The following is an 18,695-nucleotide window of genomic DNA, read 5'->3' as shown; positions in this document are numbered from 1 at the left end:
TACGCGCGGGCTGGATGCTACAATGCCGGGCCAAATTCCAATACAGAGCCCGAAGATGAGCGAAAGCGAACAGGAACTCCAGTTGTCGGTCGAGATGGTCCGCGATATCCAGCAGCGGGTACAGCAGGACGACCCGCGCGCATCCGACAGCGGTGTCTGCGCGCAGTACCTGGCGGCCGTAACCGGCTTCATGCTCGGTCAGCTGAATGCGGATACGGACAAGAAGAAGGAATTCCTGCAGCAGCTCCAGGAATTCGCCGCCGGCGTGGTCGACGATGTTGAATCGCAGCAGGAAATGGAGGCGGCACAGCCCGGTAGTGGCGGTGGCCAGTCCGCGGGCGAACAGCGCAGCTCCGGTATCTGGACGCCCGATCAGGGCTGATCAGGCGCCCGGGATCGGGCACCACGGCCGGCGTGCCTTGATGCAGTAACCCCTTGAGCAGGGCCAAGGGCCAAGGGCCAAGGGCCAAGGGCCAAAAAGTATACGTCGGCTGCCTGCGAGGGCGTAAGCGCGTGTTCGCGGCAGATGGACGCGCGCATCGGTTGCACCGCAACCCGCCCGCCGGTTCAGATGCGTAGGCCGGTTTTCCCCGGCGCCGGTTACGTTTCAAGTGTGCACCGGCATCGGCCGCCGGGGAATGCCGGCATTGCGCGGTGAGATGCCAACGCCGGCATCATCACCTCGGACCGCGCAAAACCGGCCTACACCCTACCGCGGACCTTGAGTCTTTTCCGTCAGGCGAGACTGCCCGAGGTGCGGTATGTGTCGCTTTCCGATTGCGGCCGCCCGTCAGTGTCCCTCGGGTGACGGTGTCACGCGCATCACCTCCGCCATGGTCGTCTCCCCCGCCGCCACCTTGCGCGCGCCGGCCAGGCGCAGCGGGCGCATCTGCTCGCGCAGACCCTGACGCCGGATCTCCGCCGTATCGCATTCGGGGCCGACCAGGTTCCTTACGGCCGGTGAGATGCGCAGCAGTTCGTACAGTCCGGTGCGCCCGAGGAAACCGGTATTGCGGCACTCCAGGCACCCGACCGGACGGTTGATCCGTTCCGGGACCTTCGAGGTGAATGGCTGGACCATCCGGTTCCATTCCTCGGCATCCGGCTCCGCCGGCTCCCGACAGTGGGGACAGAGCGTGCGCACGAGCCGTTGCGCCATGACGCCGAGCAGCGTACCGCTGATCAGATAAGGCGGCGTACCGAGTTCGACCAGACGCGTCAGCGCCGACGGCGCATCGTTCGTGTGCAGCGTCGACAGGACCAGGTGTCCGGTGAGCGCGGCCTGGGCGGCCATCTCGGCCGTTTCCCGATCGCGGATCTCGCCGACCATGATGATGTCCGGGTCCTGACGCAGCAGCGTGCGGACGCCGCTGGCGAAATCGACGCCGATCCCGTGCTGCACCTGCATCTGGTTGAAACTCGGCTCGACCAGCTCGATCGGGTCCTCGATCGTGGACACGTTGACGTCGGCGGTCGCCAGTTGTTTCAGGCTCGAGTAGAGCGTGGTCGTCTTCCCGGAGCCGGTTGGACCGGTGACGAGCACGATACCGTAGGATTGATGGATCATGTCCTGCCATACGGCGCCGTCCTGCCGTGACAGCCCGAGCGCGTGCATATCCTGCACCAGCACGTCGGGGTTGAAGATCCGCAGGACCAGCTTCTCGCCGAATGCCGTCGGCATCGTCGACAACCGCAGTTCGATCTCGCGCCCCTCCGGCGTGCGGGTCTTGATACGCCCGTCCTGGGGACGGCGCTTCTCCGCCACATCCATGCGACCGAGGATCTTGATGCGACTCGCGACCGCGGCCATCAGCGGCGCCGGTATCTCGTAGACATAGTGCAGCACGCCATCGATCCGGAAGCGCACCGAGCACTGCTCGCGGCGCGGCTCGATATGGATATCGCTGGCGCGCTGATCGAACGCGTACTGGAGCAGCCAGTCGACGATGCTGACGATGTGCTGGTCGTCCGCGTCGAGCTGCCCCTTGCGGCCGAGTTCGGTGAGTTGTTCCAGGTTCTGTACGGATGTGCCAACCGGGCGATCGCTCTGCTCGCGGCTCGCGCCGACAACCGAGCGGGACAGCGTATAGAACTCGAGGAGATAGCGTTCGATGTCGCGGGGATTGGCGATCACGCGACGGATCGAACATTTCAGGATCGATTCGAGTTCCTTCTCCCACTCGCGCTCGTACGGTTCGGCCGTGGCGACGGTCACTTCGTCATCGCCGACTTCCAGCGCCAGGATATTGAACCGTTTCGCGTAGGCGTAGGACATCACGCCGGTGATGCGGCTGACGTCGACCCGAAGGGGATCGATCCGCACGAACGGCAGCTCCGCGTGCGAGGCGACCCACTCGGTCAGCCATTCCAGCGTCAGTCTGCGTTCCGGACGAGCCGCGTCCGGCCAGTCGCGATCGGCGATGATCTCGATTGCATGACGCCCCCCGAGATCACGGCCACTGTAGAGACCGCCGAGCAGGCGTCGGCTCTCTTCCGTGAGATGCCCTTCAGCGACGAGATCCCCGATCACGCGTTCCAGCGTCAGGCGGCCGTGACCGGTGTTCCGTCGTTTCGATTCAGCCATGGATCAGCGCGCTCCAACCCTTCACCGGCCGTGCTTTGCGGACTGTGGCGCCACCGCTCGCGCACCGGATCCGCTCTGTACGAGACACGGCCTCATGCCGCAGCCGTGCGTGGCTGCTGTCTGGCGACACCGACATGGCCATGCGCCGACGATGGGAGCCGGAGCGAGTGGTGATCAGCGGACCTCGAATTCCGGCGGGGCATCGCCGGGGTTCGCCGCGGTCTCCTCCACCCGATCGACGCGGGCAGCGGAGGGGCCATGGCCGAGCCATTCGCGGAAGGCATCGACGGCATCATCTTCGCCGGCTGCCAGCACCTCGACCCGCCCATCGGGCAGATTGCGCGCCCAGCCGGACACGCCGAGCTCGTGCGCCCGTTCGCTCGCCGACGCCCGGAAGAAGACGCCCTGGACGTGGCCGCTCACCAGGCAGTGAATCGCGCGTTTCATGAATCACTCCGGGATCATCTGTACCGATCGTTGCCAGTGGGCCAGCCGCCGCGGCGACCGATCCAGACCGGATCAAGTATAGCGCCCCATCGCCGGACAAAAAAAAGCCCCGCGCTGCGCGCGGGGCTTTCGACTTCAACGGCGCAGGCCGCGAGGCCTGCAACCATCAGTTGCCGCTGAGGTAACGCAGATCCGAACCTTCGGTTACACCGAGTTCCCACTCGCCACGGTTCTTGGCGTGATCGATGGCCCGGTTGACCTCAGACGAACTCGGATCAGCCATGATCTTGAACTCCTGATTCGGATAGATCAGATCGGCGTCCTTGATCTTGTCCTCGTTCGCCTTGTAGATCAGCGGCCACTGGTAGGGATCGTTGTAGCCCACCGAGCGCCCGGAGATTCCCCACAGCGTGTCGCCGCGCTTGACGGTGTAGTCGCGGTGTTCCGGTTCCTGTTCTTCTTCGGCCATCCGCTGCTCTTCCTGCATGCGGCGATAGGCCTCGATCGACTCGTTGGCCATCATCTGCGCCTCGTCGGCGAGACGCATGGCGCGGTCGTCGTCACACTCGGAGCCGGCCGCTTCGGCCTGATTGATGATCTTGCGGGCTCCACGCCACTCCGCCCCCATCGCGCGGGCATCGGCGTTGACCGACTTGGCCTCATCAATGGCGGCCTGCACATCGGGACTGATGCCTTCACAGGTTTCGGCTTCCTGCTCGGGCGCGGTTGCGCAGCCGACCGCAAGGCCGAGCACGAGAGCTGCTACGCTCAGGCGCTTGGTATAGGCGGAAATCTTCATGATCCGGTTGCCTCCAGGCACAGGGAAAAAGTCTTGTAGAACGCTACTCGGTTCATTGTTTTCAAGGCGTCAGTGGGCGAGCCCTGATTGTACGAGGCGCTGAATTGAAGCTATCACCCCCCGTGGGACCGGTCAAGCTGACCACGCCAGGGTGTGAACCGCTTCTCACCGTGGCTCCGGGAACACTTATCAGTCTTGCGTCCCGGCCCGTTCGCGCGCCTCGATGGCCAGACGTTTGGCCCGTTCGGCGGTATCACGCGCCGCACCATACTCGCCAGCGTGGAGTTTTTCTTCGGCCGTTTCGAGCAGATCGCGCGCACGCTGGAGTTGGGCGTCACCGCCGTCACCCTCGATGACCACCGCCTCGGCCGATTCTATGGCCTGGCGTGCGTCACTCATTTCCTGGTAGGGCACACCAGCACAGCCGCCCGAAAGGAGCAGCAGAACGCTCACGAGGAGAGGGATGACGCCTTTTCGCGCGCGTCGCGAATCGATTATGCTCATGCTGGCTGTGCCGCCCGACGGGTGGTCGGAAGCTAGCACCACCCCCGGGGACGGTCAAGCCGCGATCGGGGGCGGGATCCGGCCGCGCGCGCCGGACACCAAGCCACGCACGCCGCCAGGATCGCCTACCCGGCGACCCTGACTGTAATCCGCGACCACGGACCATATCCATGACCGACATCCTTGTCCTCTATTACAGCGCGACCGGAGGTGTCGCAGAGATGGCGGCACAGGTTGCACGCGGCATCCAGTCCGTCGACGGCATGCAGGCCCGCGTGCGGACGGTGCCAGCGGTATCCCCGGAGACCGAACGCGTCGCCGACGAGATCCCGGCCGATGGCCCGCCCTACGCGAGCGAGCAGGATCTGTTCGAATGTGCCGGCCTCGCCTTGGGGTCGCCCACGCACTTCGGCAACATGGCGTCGCCGCTGAAGCATTTCTGGGATCACTCGACGAGCACATGGTTCAGCGGCGAGCTGGCCGGCAAACCCGCCGGCGTATTCACGGCGTCGTCCAGCCCCCATGGCGGTCAGGAGACCACGCTGCTGTCGATGATGCTGCCGTTGCTGCACCACGGCATGATGGTCCTGGGCCTGCCGTATACGGAGAGCGCGCTGATGGAAACCGATGGCGGCGGCACCCCTTACGGCGCGAGCCGGGTGACGGGCTTCGACGGCGCGCGCGCGTTCGCCGCCAGCGAAAAGACCCTCTGCCGCGCCCTCGGCCATCGCCTCGCCGATGTCACGGCCCGTCTCGGGAATCAGCCGAATTGAGCCCGGTCACGATGTCGTACCGGGCCGCCGCGCTGGCGGCCTACTTCGCCCTGCTCGTGCTGATGCTGAACTGGTTCACCTGGCTTGCCCCGCCGGAGCGAATGCCGATCGCGATCGCCCTCATTCTGACCGCCGTACCGCTGCTGTTTCCGCTGCGGGGCCTTCTGCACGGGCGCCTGTATACCCATGCATGGACGAGCTTCCTCGCCCTCCCCTATTTCATCCTCGGTGTCGATGCGGTCGCGGCCGGGACGGAGCCGATCTGGCTCGGCTGGGCGACGGTAGTGGCGAGCACGACCCTGTTCACCGCAACGGTAGGCTACACGCGCTGCCGCGGCCGGGAATTGCGCGCGGACGGCGGATAGCCACTGGATCGCTTCGTGTGTCGGGTTTCCTTCGTCAACCCAACCTACGCAACTGTGGACTCGGTTACGTAGGTCGGGTTGAGCGCCACCGATACCCAACGGGTCGAGTCGAGACCCTTCGAGGGAATCCCCACCGTCTCGATCGAGATGTCGGGTTCCCCGCGGCAGCCCCATCCATGGCAGCGTGCAACGCCGTGCTTGGCTACGCGCTCACGCAGTTGTGCCGCGAGCGACGCCGGTCAGCGAGCCCGCGCCAGCACCTCTTTCACGAAGGGCACGGTCAACCGGCGGCCGCTGGCCAGCGATGCGCGATCGAGGGTATCCAGGCGTTCGAGTTGCCCGGCGAGGTCGCGCGGGAAGTGGCGCAGCAGATAATCGGCCACGGCATCAGGCAATTCCAGCCCGAGCACCCCGGCCCGCGCGGTGAGGGCCTCGCGCTTCTCCGTCTCGTCGAGCGGCGCCAACTGCAGCACGGGCCCCCAGGTCAGGCGCGAGGCGAGGTCGGGCAGCGCGAGTGGCAGTTCGGCCGGGACCGCTCCCGCCGCGAACAGCAGTCGCGCGCCACTGGCGCGAGCGGCGTTGATCAGGCCGAACAGACCGCGCTCCCACGCCGCATCTCCGACCACGGCGTCGAGTGCGTCGAGCGCGATCAGATCCAGCGCCTCCAGGCCTTCCAGGATCCCGGCATGCGCACCGGCCTCGCCGTCCAGCGGCAGCCAGGCGCAGCGCGCGCCCGCATCACCGGCGCGCCGGCAGGTCGCCTGCAGCAGATGGCTCTTGCCGAGGCCGGCCTCGGAAGCCAGGAATGCCTGGCGCTCGCCGGTACCCTCGGCCATCCCGCGCAGGACTTCGACGGCGAACCGGTTCGGGCCCACAAAGAAGGCCTCGAACGTCGCGCCGGGCGCCAGCGATATGCCGAGTGGCATCTGCGGACCGAACGGGTCGGCATGGGTCGCCATGAGGGTCTGTCAGTCCGTCAGGCGGAAAACGATCTGCGTCCGGGGGGCATCCGCTTCGCCATCCTCGCCGGGCGTGGCTCCGGCCTCCGATGCGCTGTCCGGATCCGGATCCGTGTTACCGCCGTCACGCTCCCCGTCACCGGTCGACCATGAGTCCATCCCGTCGCCGTCGGACTCACCGTCGCGATCAGCAGGCTCGCGCCGTTCGACCTTTTCCAGGACATCGCCCAGGGCCACGGCGCGCTCGAACTCGCCGGCGCCACCGCGGACCTCCAGATCGAACACCAGCTCCTCGGGCCGGACCTCGCGCAGCGCGAACGAGCGGATGCGGACGAGGCCCTCGATGTATTCCTTGACCCGGGCATAATCATCGAGCGACGCCACACCTTCGATCCGCGCGCTCAGCCGGGTCCGCTCCCCGCCCTGGCCGGCGAGCATGGCGGCCAGGCGATCGGTCGCGCCATCGACACCCGTGGCCACGGCGGCACCGACACCGTCGCCGATCCCACCCCAGGCGCGGCGCTCGCCCGCACCGACGAGCGTCCAGTCACCGCGCCATTCGCCGCTGCCACGACGCAGATGCCCCACCAGCAGGATATCGCCGCGGTAGCGTTCAGACGCCGTCTCCAGTGTGTCCAGGAAACCACCACTGATATCCACGAAATCGACCTTCTCGCGGTCGCGCGTATCCATCAACGGCAGCATCACGGGCAGCGCACGGCGGCTGGCGGCTTCCATCAGGGCCTTGAAGGCCGCGGAATCACCGTCCGCGGCGAGTATGCGCCGCTCCCGGCCATCGTCGATCGCGAGCCACACCAGCACCTCGGGGCGTTGCTCACCCCAGACGACGACCTCCAGCTCCTCGAGGCGCTGCTCGATGCGACCCCCCGTATAACTGACGACCAGGCGGAACTGCGGGCCGCCTTCGTCCTCCTCATCGGTCTCGGCTTCATCCTCCCGATCGCCATCCTCGATCGGATCGTAGCGATAGCGCTGGACGAATCCGTCCGGGCTCTCCAGTAACGCGTCGATACCGTCGCGATCCAGCACGGCCGCGCTGCCGGCCATTTTGACCAGCACGCGCTCCAGTCCCTCGCGGAACGCCCTGGTGCGCTCTTTCCCGCTCTTGTCGTCGACCTCGACGGAGGCCGTGTGGAGATCCTCGATGGTAACGGCCTGCGCGCTCGCGAAGGGCAGCAGCAGGGCGATGAACAGCAGTAACAGCGAAAGAAAGAGGCGCATGGCGGCGGGGCGCATATCCGGTGACCGAAACGGCGAGGTACAATACCATTTTTGCTCGCTGCTGCAGACGTTGCCATCGCCCATGACCGACTCCGATTCAGCTCCCGGCCCTCTTACGTACCGCGACGCCGGCGTGGACATCGATGCCGGCGAGCGTCTGGTCGACCGGATCGGCGCCGACGTGGCGGCCACCCGAAGACCCGAGGTGCTCGGCGGACTCGGCGGCTTCGGCGGCCTGTTCGCGCTCGATATGAGCCGCTTCCGCCAGCCGGTACTCGTCTCCGGCACCGATGGCGTCGGCACCAAACTGCGACTCGCGCGCGACCTCGACCGCCACGACTCGATCGGCATCGACCTGGTCGCGATGTGCGTCAACGACGTGATCGTCACCGGGGCCGAGCCGCAGTTCTTCCTCGATTACTACGCCACCGGCAAGCTCGATGAAGAAGTCGCTGCGACCGTCATCCGCGGTATCGCAGCCGGCTGCAGCGAGGCCGGCTGCGCACTCATCGGCGGCGAGACGGCGGAGATGCCGGGCATGTACGCGGCCGGGGACTACGACCTCGCCGGTTTCTGCGTCGGCGCGGTCGAGCGTGACCGGATCCTCGACCCAACGCGCGTCGCGCCGGGCGACTGCGTGCTCGGCCTCGCCGCGTCGGGTCCGCACTCGAACGGTTATTCGCTTATCCGGCGGGTACTCGAGCGCAGCGGCGCCGATCCGGCCATGCCCTGCGGTGACACCACGCTCGGGGCCGCCCTGATGGCACCGACGCGGATCTATGTCCGCTCGCTGCTGGCCCTGCTCGGCGAGCATGAGGTCCATGCACTGGCGCATATCACGGGGGGCGGGCTGCTCGAGAACCTCCCCCGCGTACTCCCCGCCGGGACCTGCGCCCGCATCGACCCGCAAAGCTGGGAGCGGCCGCCCGTGTTCGACTGGCTGCAGGACGCCGGGGAGATCGAGGAACGCGAGATGCTGCGTACGTTCAACTGCGGCATCGGTATGTGCGTGGTGGTTCCGGAGACGGGCGCGGCCGCGGCCGAGGCGGCGCTCGCCGGCGCGGGCGAGACGGTGTGGCGCATCGGCCGGATCGAGGCATCGGACGAATCCGAGCCCGAAGTGATCACCGGGGCCGTTTCTTGAAGGGCGGACTGCCGATCGTCGTTCTGGTCTCCGGGCGCGGGACCAATCTGGAGGCGCTGCTCGCGGCGCATGCGCGCGGCGACCTCCCGGTCGATTTCCGCGCCGTCATCAGCAACCGCCCCGGGGTCACCGCTCTCGACCGCGCCGACGCGCACGGCGTGGCCGCGCAAGTCATCGATCACAAGGCGTACGGGGACCGGGCAGCCTTCGACGCCGCGCTCGCGGAGACCATCGACCGCCACGGGCCGGCCCTGATCGTGCTGGCCGGCTTCATGCGGATTCTGACCGATGGTTTCATCGAGCGATATCGGGATCGGATGCTCAACATCCATCCATCGCTGCTGCCCGATTTTCGTGGCCTGCACACCCACCGCCGGGCCCTAGAGGCCGGCGTCGAGCGCCACGGGGCCACCGTGCACTTCGTCACCCCGGAACTCGACGGCGGTCCCGCCGTCCTGCAGGCGAGCGTCCCTGTCCGGGCCGGCGATACCGAAGAAACACTGGCCGCGCGGGTGCTTGAGCGCGAGCACCGCATCTTTCCGCTGGCCGTGCGCTGGTTCGCGCAGGGCCGGCTCACGTTCGATGGCCGCACCGCCCGCCTCGACGGCGCCAAGCTCGCGGCCCCGATCATCGATCCACATGACATCGAGGACGAACCGCTCCCGGAGGAATCCCGCGACCGTGTCGACTGACGCCCCCTACCGCCCGGGCAACCGCTTTCTGCTGGCTACGTGCCTGTGGCTGCTCTCGCTCGCGACCATGGCCGGAGGCAACGCGCTGCCCACGCCCCTGTCGACCTTCCACGCGGAGTACCGCGTGACCAACGGCTCCATCCAGCTCGGCACCACGGCCATCAGCCTGCAGCCCGACACGGGGGGCTGGCACTACCGCAGCATCACCGAGGCCAGTGGCCTGGCGAGCCTGTTCGTCTCCGGCCAGGCGATCGAGTCCACCCGGCTGGAAGCGCATAACGGCCGGCTCCGCCCGACGGTCTATGATCACAGCGACCCGGACAAAGAGGACAATGTCCGGGTAGATTTCGACTGGGCGGCGCGCGCGGCGACGGTCCGGGACGCGGACGGCGTACGTACGCTCAACCTCAAAAAGGACACGCTCGACGGGTTCTCGGCCACACTGGCCATGATCCAGCACGTCGCGCGCGGCGATCAGGATGTGCGTATCGCCACGATCGACGACGATGGCGAACGCGAGACGCTCGTGTTCCGGCAAGCCGGGCGCGAATCGATCAGCGTGCCTTTTGGCACCTTCGACACCGTGCGGGTTGAGCGGGTCCGCAGGGGCAAGAAACGCGAGACCATCACGTGGCTGGCGCCGGAACTCGACTGGGTCGCGGTCCGGATCGACCAGCGCAAGAACGGCGATCTGACCGGCCGCCTCGAACTCACCGGCCTGAAAGGCGAAGCCGCCCAGTCCGACTGACGCCGCTCAGGATCCGGCGACGGTCAGGCGGTCGATCAACACGGACGGCGTCCGGATATTGGCGCGCGTATCCAGATCGCTGCCAATGGCGACGATCCCCGCGAACATCCGCTCCAGCGTGCCGGCGACGGTGACCTCCTGGACGGGCTGGGCGATGCGCCCATTTTCCACCCAGTAACCGGCGGCGCCGCGTGAGTAGTCGCCGGTTACCATGTTCACGCCCATCCCCATCATCTCGGTGACGACGAGCCCCGTCCCCATCCGCGCGAGCAGCTGCTCGAAGTCTTCATCGCCCGGCTCGAGCGTGAGGTTGTGCACCCCACCCGCATTGCCGGTCGTCTCCATACCCAGCCGGCGCGCGCTGTAACTGTCCAGCACGTAATCGCGCAGCACGCCATCGCTGACGAGATCGCGCGGTGCGGTCGCCACGCCCTCGCGGTCGAACGCACAGGAGCCCATCGCGCGCGGCAGATGCGGTTGTTCGTGGATGCGCACGAATTCCGGGAACAGTTGCTCGCCCCGCCGTCCGGCGAGGAACGTCGCCTCCCGGTAGAGCGCGCTGCCGCGCACGGCGCCGACCAGATGGCCGACGATCGAACGCGCCATCTCCGGCACGAACAGCACCGGACACTCGGTCGTGGCGATCTGGTCGGCACCGATCCGGGCGATGGTGCGCTCGGCGGCCCGCCGGCCGACCGCCTCGGGCGACTCGAGATCCTCCGGCGCGCGCGCGACCGTGTACCAGAAATCACGCTGCATGTGGTCGCCATGCCCGGCGATCACGGCGCAATCGATACCGTGGCGGGTGCCGTGGACCGTCTGCAGGAAACCATGCGTGTTGCCGTACGTGGAGACGGCGGCGTGGGCGTTGACGCCGGCACCCTCGGTATTGGTGATGCGCTCATCGGCACGGGCCGCATGCTCGCAGGCAAGGGCCCGCTCGATCGCCGCTTCCGCATCGAGTCCCCAGGGGTGATACAGGTCGAGGTCGGGCACCTCGCGGGCCATGAGTTCGGCATCGGCGAGGCCGGCGTACGGATCCTCCGCGGTGAAGCGCGCGATCCGGCAGGCGGCCGCGACCGTGTCCTGGACCGCCTCGTCGCGGAAGTCGCTGGTCGCCGCCGAGCCGGTGCGCTGGCCGATGAACACGGTGATGGCGAGACTGCGGTCGCGCTGATACTCGACCGTCTCGACCTCGCCGCCGCGCACGCTCACGGACAGACCATCGGCCACGCTCGCCCCGGCCTCGGCCGCGGTCGCCCCCTCGGCCTGCGCACTCGCCAGCGCCTGCTCCACCAGCCGCTCCAACTCACTCGCCGCCGGCAGATCGCCACCGGTCCGGTCTGACTGCACGGGCACGGAACTCATCGTTTCTCCATCAGCGGTCTCTGCCGCTGAACCGGACTAAAAATCAAGAACCACGAATGAACACGAATGGACACGAATGCTGCCGCAGGGCTTCTATGGTTCCGGGGAGCTTCGCTGAAGTGTTGTCGGCAGTGAAGTCTGGTGCCTTAACGACAGATAGACACAGATAAGGTCAAAAACTCCAGTGGAGTAAAATCACGCGTTCGCGATCTGTGACCTACCACATTTGACTTTTATCTGTATCCATCTGTGTTCATCTGTGGTTTTCATCACCACCTCGAAGACCTCCATGACCTCAGCGAAGCTCCTGTAACCTCACGGGGCCCTGCGGCAGCCATTCGTGTCCATTCGTGTTCATTCGTGGTACCGCTTTTGACTTACCCGCTCTGCGTACCACCCACGGTAATGGCATCAAGCTTGAGCGTGGGCTGGCCGACGCCGACGGGGACGCTCTGGCCTTCCTTGCCGCACACACCGATGCCGGTGTCGAGTTCGAGGTCGTTGCCGACCATCGAGACCTGGTGCAGCGCGCTCGGGCCGTTGCCGATCAGGGTCGCGCCCTTGACCGGCTTTGTCACGCGACCGTTTTCAATCATGTACGCCTCGGACACGGAGAAAACGAATTTACCGGAGGTGATGTCGACCTGGCCGCCGCCGAAATTGACGGCATAGAGGCCGCGATCGACCGACTCGATGATCTCCTGCGGGTCGCGGTCGCCGGCGCGCATGTAGGTGTTGGTCATGCGTGGCATCGGCAGATGGGCATAGGACTCGCGCCGGCCGTTGCCGGTCGAGCGCTGCCCCATCAGGCGCGCGTTCATCTTGTCCTGCATGTAACCGGTCAGGATGCCGTCCTCGATCAATGTGGTGCACTGCGTCGCGGTGCCCTCGTCGTCGATACTGAGCGAGCCGCGACGACCATCGATGGAACCCTCGTCCACCACGGTGCAGCCGCGCGCGGCCACACGCTCGCCCACACGACCAGCGAACGCGGACGTGCCCTTGCGATTGAAATCGCCTTCGAGCCCATGACCCACCGCCTCATGCAGGAGCACACCGGCCCAGCCCGACCCGAGCACGACCGGCATCGTCCCGGCCGGGGCATCGACGGCCTCGGTGTTGACCAGCGCCTGGCGCACCGCCTCGCGGGCGTACTCGCGCGCACGGCCCTGCTGGACGAACACGTCGTAGCCATGGCGGCCGCCGCCACCGCCCATGCCCTGCTCGCGGCGGCCGTCGCGTTCAACGATCACGCTTACGTTGAGGCGCACCAGCGGACGCACATCGGCCGCCAGCGTCCCATCGGATGCGGCCACCAGCACCACCTCGTGCTTGCCCGACAGGCTCGCGATGACCTGCTTGACTGCCGGATCGGCCGCCCGCGCCTCGCGGTCACAGGCCATCAGCAGCTCGACCTTTTCGCTGTCCGTCAGCGTCGCCAGGGGATCGTCGGACGGGTACAGCGCCAGTGCACCGCCGCCGCGCCATGCGGGTACGGCGGCGTCCTGGCCGGCCCGGGCGATGGCACGGGCGGCGCGGGCCGACTGCTCCAGCGCCGGCAGCGCGATCTCGTCGGAGTAGGCGAAGCCGGTGCGTTCTCCGGCCATCGCGCGCACGCCCACCCCGCGGTCGACATCGAAACTGCCCTCGCGGACGATGCCATCCTCCAGGATCCAGGATTCCTGGCGTGCGGACTGGAAGTACAGGTCGGCCGCGTCGACCGCATGGCCGAGCAGGCCGTCGAGGACGCGCCCGAGCGCGTTCGTCTCGAGGCCGGCCGGGGCCAGCAGGTGCTCGCTGGCGATATCGAGTGCAGCGTCGGTCATGGGTTCCTCCATCCGACAGTACGGATGCGGTGGTCTGGTCGCCGGGCATGCGCCACTGGCGCCATCCCGGCGATCGGGTTATCGCGGTTCGTGCGAACCGCTGGCGAGACGACGGTGGCGCGTCGCGGGGAAACGGCGGCGCGTGGCCTCCAGGCGCGCGCGATCGAAATCGGCGGCGACGAAACCATTGCCGTTGGCGCGTTCGGCCACGACCGTGCCCCAGGGATCGACGATCATCGTATGTCCCCAGGTCTCACGTCCACTGACATGGTATCCGCCCTGGGCCGGCGCAACCGTCCAGGCGAGATTTTCGATCGAACGGGCACGCAACAGGACTTCCCAGTGGGCCCGACCGGTCGCTTTGGTGAAGGCGCTGGGCACGAAGAAAATCTCCGCGCCCCGGTCGAGCAGCTGGCGGTACAGCTCCGGGAAGCGCAGATCGTAGCAGATCGTCAATCCCAGCCGTCCGATCGGCAGATCGACGGTCACAACGGCATCGCCGGGTTCGATCCCCGAGGACTCCCGATAGGTCTCGCCGTTGTCCAGCTCAACATCGAACAGGTGCATCTTGTCGTATTGCGCGACACAGGCACCGTCCGGACCGAAGACCATCAGGCGCTGCCGCACGCGCTCGCCACCCGGGGTCGCGATCGGCAGCGAGCCCCCGATCAGCCAGACCCCGTGGCGCACGGCCGTTGCCGCCAGGAAGTCCTGCTGCGGACCGCTGCCTTCCGCCTCCGCGTGTTCCAGCTTGGCCTTCTCGGTTTGGCCGATCAGGCCGAAGTTCTCCGGGAGACCGATCACGCTGGCGCCATCGGCGGCCGCCGCGGCGATCAGATTCCCGGCCTCATCGAGATTGGCCAGCACGTTCGACCCGGACGCCATCTGGATCGCGGCCATCCGCGTTTCGCTCATGTCCCGTCGCCCTCCGTGATCTCGAGTTCAAGGCGTTCCGGCCGACCGCCGGGGGTCAGCGTGATTGCACTCCCCGGAACCCCCAGCGCGACCAGCCAGTCGCCGAGCTCGGTGGCCCACAGTTCGCCGCGCTCGCCCCCCGCATAACGAACGACCAGCTGGGCATTGCTGCGGCGCGACCAGGCGCGGACGACCGAGGGCAACGGCGCCATCGTGACGACCGTGCGGCCGTCACGGGGTCGCGCCCAGGCGCTGGCTTCCAGGGTCCAGGAATCGGCTACCGCCGTAGCCGGCACCGACAGCATGGCACCGAGCAAGGCGATCCCCGAGAGTATACGCGGAAGGTTGCGCGCCATCCTCATCGGCCCTGGCGGCCCGGTTGCGATGGCTCATAGGTATTCGTGTTTTCGGGTGCCCGGTTCACCAGTTGGACTTTGGGATCGGCCCATGTGCCTGTCAAGCTGTAACGGAATTCGCTGGCCTCCTCCACATCAGCACCGATGTTGCGCAGCACGCCCTGCACCAGCGCGACGGCAAGCCCGGTAACCGGTCCTCCGGTCAGAGCGCCGATTACCGGCAGCGAACTCGACAGTTCCGGCTGAAACGCGACCGTCTGGTCATAGTCCCGCGCCACCAGGCCGGTCCGCCCGGTAATGATCATTTTCCCGACGGGCCCATCGACTTCAAGGCCACGACTGAACGCGTTGCCACCATCGAAATCGATGCGGCCATTGATGGTATCGAAGGCGTAACCGCGCTGAACGAGAGTGCCGAAATCCATGGACAGCAGCTGCGGCAGCGCTCGCAGCGAAACGAGACCCAACAGGCGCGCCGGGCCCGGATCCACTTCCGGAATCACGCCGTCCTCGAGCTGGAGCTGGGCGTACCCTTCGAGATTCTCAAGTGTCGGCGCCCAGGGCGGGCCATTCCAGTCCAGATTGGCTGTCACCTCGCCATCGCCCTCGACCAGGGCACCACCGTAACCGATGCCGCTCAGCCCCGCACCGAAGTTGCCGCTGCGCAGCTGCAGACGCACGGAGGTCCTTGAACGTGGATCACCGCGCCAGCGCCCCTGGCCCTCGAGCCGCAGATGCTCGTTATCGAATCCGACGCGATGGATCGTCACCCCATCCGACGTTGGACTGGTCACGAGGGTGATATCGTTCAGCAGGGCATTACGGGTCTTCAGCCGATCGATGCGCACGTCGAGCGGGGGCATGCTGGCGGGGTCTACACCATCGAAACCGGTCTCCTCCTCCGTCTGCTGGGCGGCGGCCGCCTCCACCCCGCCCTCAGGCGCAAGCAGACCCAGATCGATCCAGTCATAGCGGACGCGGATCGGCTCACCGGCACCCACATTGGCGGGGATCCGCGTCTGGCCGCTCACCTCGTCGCTGTCGAGTTCCACCAGCCAGTCCCCGCCCTCGCGTCGGGTCCTCAGCCGTGCATCCGAGAACACGTACGCGTCGTAGCGGGCGGCCTGCACGTCCAGGTCGGCACCTCCGAATCCGGGGGCGCCCGGGAAACCGTCGGCGCCAGCGGGTCGTGACGCGGCGGACGATGATGTTCCCCCGCCCGCCTCGGCGATGAGGGTGCGCGCCCAACCGCGCAGATCGAGCCGCCTGAGCGTGCCGTCCATATACAGCCCGGGTTCCTTACGCAGCCGGGGCGCTCCATCGCCGAAATGCACCGCCGCGCGCTCGCACACGATGCCATCGTCCCTGCCCTCCAGCAGTTCAACGAGTGCGCGCAGCTCGTCACCGTACTCGAGACGCACGACGCGAGGCGCGTCGTCCTCGAGCGGCAGCGAGAACGCGAGTCGACGATCCTGATCGGGCGCCTTGCCGAGTGGGCTCGGCACATCGATGGCGGTGCCGCGCAGCGCACTATCACCGCTCAGCATAATGGGCTCGTCATCGCCCGACGGGATGCGGATATTGATACGCCATGGCGCGGCGCCGGTTACATACTCGGCAAGCACAGTGGACAAGTGCGGCAACAGCGCCTGCGGCTCCATCATGCCGCTCGCGGTGATGACGTTGTCCGGATCGGGGCCCTCTTCGACCTCGGCATCCACCGTCAGACGCTGGCCGCGCACCGTTGCGCCGAGTCCGTCCATCTCGACCCCGCGCCGGGTGAAACGCAATGCGCCATCGAGATCGCGCATGTCCAGATCGAAACGGGGCTGCACCAGGCTGTCACCGCTGAGCGCGACACGGCCAGCGACGGTCGTCTGCTCGGGCGCGCGCAGCGGCACCTCCAGGTCGAGCCTGAACGGTGCCTCGCCGTCACCCCGGGCGCCGGCGAACAACCGCCCCAGCTCGTCCGCCAGGGGGCTCTCGTTGACCAGCCGGATCAGATCGGCAATCGGGGCATCGGCCTCGGCGCTCACGGCGAGTCGACCTTCCTCCAGATCCGGGATACGCGCCGTCAGACGCCGCGACCGGATACCGAAAAGGCGCGCCGCTTCGGCATCGATACGCATCGAGGGCCCATCAAAGCGCACACGCCCTGACACCTGATCGAGCGAGGGCCAGCCCGGGGCATAATCGATGCGTGCGTTACGCGCCTGAAGATCGACCGTGAACGTCCCGTTGCCATCCCGGTAAGGGAAATCGCGCGCACGCCCCTCGAGGCGCAATTCACCGTGCTCGACAAGGCCCGCCTGCAGGGTCCGGTCCAGGGCCGACATGACTTCCCGGGGGATTTCGCGCGCGGGGATATAACGGGTTACCGCGGGCACCGGTACGTTGTCGAAGCCGGCCTCGATGTCCAGATGGACGCTCCCGTCACCGGGCACGAACGCCTCGACACGGCCACTGGCCGTGCCGTCCGCGTTTTCCGCGCGCAACCCCTGCCCCCGGATCCGAACCCCGTCATCCGGCCAGGTGACACCGACACGGCCAGTGAACCGGGCGAAATCAAGCGGGGCGGCCATGAAACGGGGCGCGTCGAGACTGGCCTCGCGCGCGGCCAGGTCAATGCGCGCGCCGCCGCCACCCGCCTCAAGCCTTCCATCGACACCACGGACGCCGGGAATATCACCGGTGGCGGTCCAGTCCACGTCCTCGAACCGGGCCCGCAGAGCGATCGGTTCGGAGGCCGCTCCAGCCGCCTGCAGATCGTACAGGTCCCCGCCCGGCGCCAGTGGCCGAAGCTTCCGTGGCAATTCATTGGCCAGTGGCGTCAGGCGCGCCAGGGCCAGGCTGTCCTCGATCCGCAGAAAATCGGCGCCGAGGCGCCAGCGTGCCCCGTCGCCGTTCGACTCGCGGGCCACGCTGAATCCGGATTCGGGCCAGGCCCGGCCGCCGCGCCGGACCTTCAGGTCACCGACATCGAGCTGCCAGTCGCCGCCCGACTGGCCATGCCAGCGTAAGCGCCCCGCGAGGCGTTCAAACGCGACCGGCACTTCCATCGGCCCTCCGGCAACGGCGAGATTGTCGCTATCGCCGTGCAGCGCGACCTCCCCGAGGCGCCCGTTACCGAAATCGATCCAGGTGGCGAACGATGCGCGCCCGTCGCGCACGTGAATCGGCAGCTCGGGGTACAGCCCCGACCAGCGCCGCAGCTCGACGTTTTGCGCATCGACCCAGATGCGGCCTTCCCACTGCGCCCAGTCGCCGATTTCCGCACCGGTGACGTCGAAGACCGCGTCAATCGATTCACCCCATTCGGACGGCAGCTGCATCGACAGCGCGGCGCGATGATGATCTTCATCATTGGCAAGACGGAGATCGATATCCGATATCCGTGAGCGGTCGCCGTCGACCGAGACGAGATCGATCGATGCGTCGAGGAGTTGCAGACGGCCAGTGCCCAACAGCCAGCCGCCGATGCGCTGGACAAACGGTGGGGGTGTTTCCCCCTTGGGAATCACTTCCTCGACCGGCACGCGCTGGCCGAACATCGCCAGCTGCCCATCCTCATTCAATTCGATCTCGAGATTCAGGCCGACCAGCGACATGCTGCGGATGAACATCGGCAGTTCGCCACCGATACCCGGCCCGATACCGATATCGACGAACGCCTCGTCAAAACGCAGTGGCTGGCGCGCGGGCGGCGGCCCTTCGAGCCGCAGATCGACCAGCCGCAGGCGCGGCCCCAGACCATGCCATTCGACTTCCATGGACCCGATCGACACGGGCGTGTCCAGATAGTCGGCAACGCGCGCCTCCAGCTCGGCCCGGTATTCGGCCGCGAACGGCAAGGCGAGACGCAGGACGGTCAACAGCACGGCCGCCGCGATCAGGGCGAACGCGACCGTCCCGCCGAGCCACCGCCGCAGACGCCCCCAACCACTCCTCATATCGATCCCCGGTCACGCCGCCC

The 18,695-nt window shown here is 67.2% G+C and carries 17 protein-coding genes; 6 read left to right on the top strand and 11 right to left on the bottom strand.

All coding sequences use genetic code 11. The annotated features are described in order from the left end of the window. Positions 1–55 precede the first annotated feature (55 nt). Positions 56–382: a hypothetical protein gene (locus tag A0W70_RS05860; RefSeq protein ID WP_070988384.1), complete on the top strand. Its 327-nt coding sequence runs from the start codon at positions 56–58 to the stop codon at positions 380–382. Positions 383–790: 408 nt separating this feature from the next. Here A0W70_RS05860 and tfpB read toward each other — a convergent pair whose 3' ends face one another. From tfpB to A0W70_RS05840, 4 genes are all read right to left on the bottom strand, one after another. Beyond that, on the bottom strand, positions 791–2,584 hold the full coding sequence (gene tfpB, locus A0W70_RS05855) for a type IV pilus assembly ATPase TfpB (protein ID WP_067561377.1): 1,794 nt from the start codon (positions 2,582–2,584) through the stop codon (positions 791–793). Positions 2,585–2,758: 174 nt separating this feature from the next. Then, a complete protein-coding gene (locus tag A0W70_RS05850) occupies positions 2,759–3,031 on the bottom strand; it encodes an acylphosphatase (RefSeq protein ID WP_067561376.1) in 273 nt (90 codons plus the stop codon). A gap of 166 nt (positions 3,032–3,197) precedes the next feature. Beyond that, positions 3,198–3,830, bottom strand: coding sequence for a LysM peptidoglycan-binding domain-containing protein (locus A0W70_RS17135; RefSeq protein ID WP_245675816.1), 633 nt, complete (start codon positions 3,828–3,830; stop codon positions 3,198–3,200). Positions 3,831–4,019: 189 nt separating this feature from the next. Beyond that, positions 4,020–4,229 carry a DUF4398 domain-containing protein gene (locus A0W70_RS05840; RefSeq protein ID WP_067561666.1) on the bottom strand — a complete coding sequence of 70 codons (210 nt, stop codon included), beginning with the start codon at positions 4,227–4,229 and terminating at the stop codon, positions 4,020–4,022. A gap of 275 nt (positions 4,230–4,504) precedes the next feature. Between A0W70_RS05840 and wrbA the strand changes: the two genes are divergently transcribed. Together wrbA and A0W70_RS05830 are read left to right on the top strand one after the other, a co-directional pair. Next, complete coding sequence (gene wrbA / locus A0W70_RS05835) at positions 4,505–5,107, top strand: NAD(P)H:quinone oxidoreductase (protein ID WP_067561375.1); 603 nt, start codon at positions 4,505–4,507, stop codon at positions 5,105–5,107. Then, complete coding sequence (locus tag A0W70_RS05830) at positions 5,104–5,472, top strand: DUF2069 domain-containing protein (RefSeq protein WP_245675815.1); 369 nt, start codon at positions 5,104–5,106, stop codon at positions 5,470–5,472. Before wrbA ends, A0W70_RS05830 begins: the two co-directional genes overlap by 4 nt. Before the next feature lie 239 nt (positions 5,473–5,711). Here A0W70_RS05830 and hda read toward each other — a convergent pair whose 3' ends face one another. Next, positions 5,712–6,431, bottom strand: coding sequence for a DnaA regulatory inactivator Hda (gene hda, locus A0W70_RS05825; protein ID WP_067561372.1), 720 nt, complete (start codon positions 6,429–6,431; stop codon positions 5,712–5,714). A 9-nt stretch (positions 6,432–6,440) separates the two neighbouring features. Further along, a complete protein-coding gene (locus A0W70_RS05820; RefSeq protein ID WP_070988383.1) occupies positions 6,441–7,757 on the bottom strand; it encodes a DUF2066 domain-containing protein in 1,317 nt (438 codons plus the stop codon). Here A0W70_RS05820 and purM point away from each other — a divergent pair. From purM to A0W70_RS05805, 3 genes are read left to right on the top strand one after another with little or no spacing between them, the layout of a single operon-like run. Beyond that, positions 7,756–8,817, top strand: a complete 1,062-nt coding sequence (purM, locus tag A0W70_RS05815; protein ID WP_067561663.1) for a phosphoribosylformylglycinamidine cyclo-ligase — start codon at positions 7,756–7,758, stop codon at positions 8,815–8,817. The two genes, A0W70_RS05820 and purM, sit on opposite strands and share 2 nt — an antisense overlap. Then, entirely contained in the window at positions 8,814–9,509 is a 696-nt protein-coding gene (gene purN / locus A0W70_RS05810; protein WP_067561368.1) for a phosphoribosylglycinamide formyltransferase, read from the top strand. Before purM ends, purN begins: the two co-directional genes overlap by 4 nt. After that, complete coding sequence (locus tag A0W70_RS05805; protein ID WP_067561366.1) at positions 9,499–10,257, top strand: DUF3108 domain-containing protein; 759 nt, start codon at positions 9,499–9,501, stop codon at positions 10,255–10,257. The genes purN and A0W70_RS05805 overlap by 11 nt, the downstream gene beginning before the upstream one ends. A gap of 6 nt (positions 10,258–10,263) precedes the next feature. Here the strand turns inward: A0W70_RS05805 and pmbA are convergent, their stop codons facing one another. The 5 genes from pmbA to A0W70_RS05780 all read right to left on the bottom strand — a co-directional run bounded on the left by pmbA (position 10,264) and on the right by A0W70_RS05780 (position 18,672). Continuing rightward, the gene (gene pmbA / locus A0W70_RS05800; RefSeq protein WP_175443069.1) at positions 10,264–11,625 is read right to left on the bottom strand and encodes a metalloprotease PmbA; all 1,362 of its coding nucleotides are present in this window, start codon (positions 11,623–11,625) and stop codon (positions 10,264–10,266) included. A 377-nt stretch (positions 11,626–12,002) separates the two neighbouring features. After that, positions 12,003–13,451 carry a metalloprotease TldD gene (tldD, locus tag A0W70_RS05795; protein ID WP_067561365.1) on the bottom strand — a complete coding sequence of 483 codons (1,449 nt, stop codon included), beginning with the start codon at positions 13,449–13,451 and terminating at the stop codon, positions 12,003–12,005. A 78-nt stretch (positions 13,452–13,529) separates the two neighbouring features. Further along, the gene (locus tag A0W70_RS05790) at positions 13,530–14,366 is read right to left on the bottom strand and encodes a carbon-nitrogen hydrolase family protein (protein WP_067561364.1); all 837 of its coding nucleotides are present in this window, start codon (positions 14,364–14,366) and stop codon (positions 13,530–13,532) included. Then, entirely contained in the window at positions 14,363–14,722 is a 360-nt protein-coding gene (locus tag A0W70_RS05785; RefSeq protein WP_067561363.1) for a hypothetical protein, read from the bottom strand. Before A0W70_RS05785 ends, A0W70_RS05790 begins: the two co-directional genes overlap by 4 nt. Before the next feature lie 2 nt (positions 14,723–14,724). Beyond that, positions 14,725–18,672 (bottom strand): YhdP family protein, encoded by a 3,948-nt coding sequence (locus A0W70_RS05780; protein WP_067561357.1) that lies wholly within the window; start codon positions 18,670–18,672, stop codon positions 14,725–14,727. Positions 18,673–18,695 lie beyond the last annotated feature (23 nt).

Source organism: Halofilum ochraceum, from assembly GCF_001614315.2.
In the GTDB taxonomy this organism is placed as follows: Bacteria; Pseudomonadota; Gammaproteobacteria; order XJ16; family Halofilaceae; genus Halofilum; species Halofilum ochraceum.
Note: the sequence above shows the minus strand (reverse complement) of the source record. Positions and strands in the feature narration are given on the sequence as shown.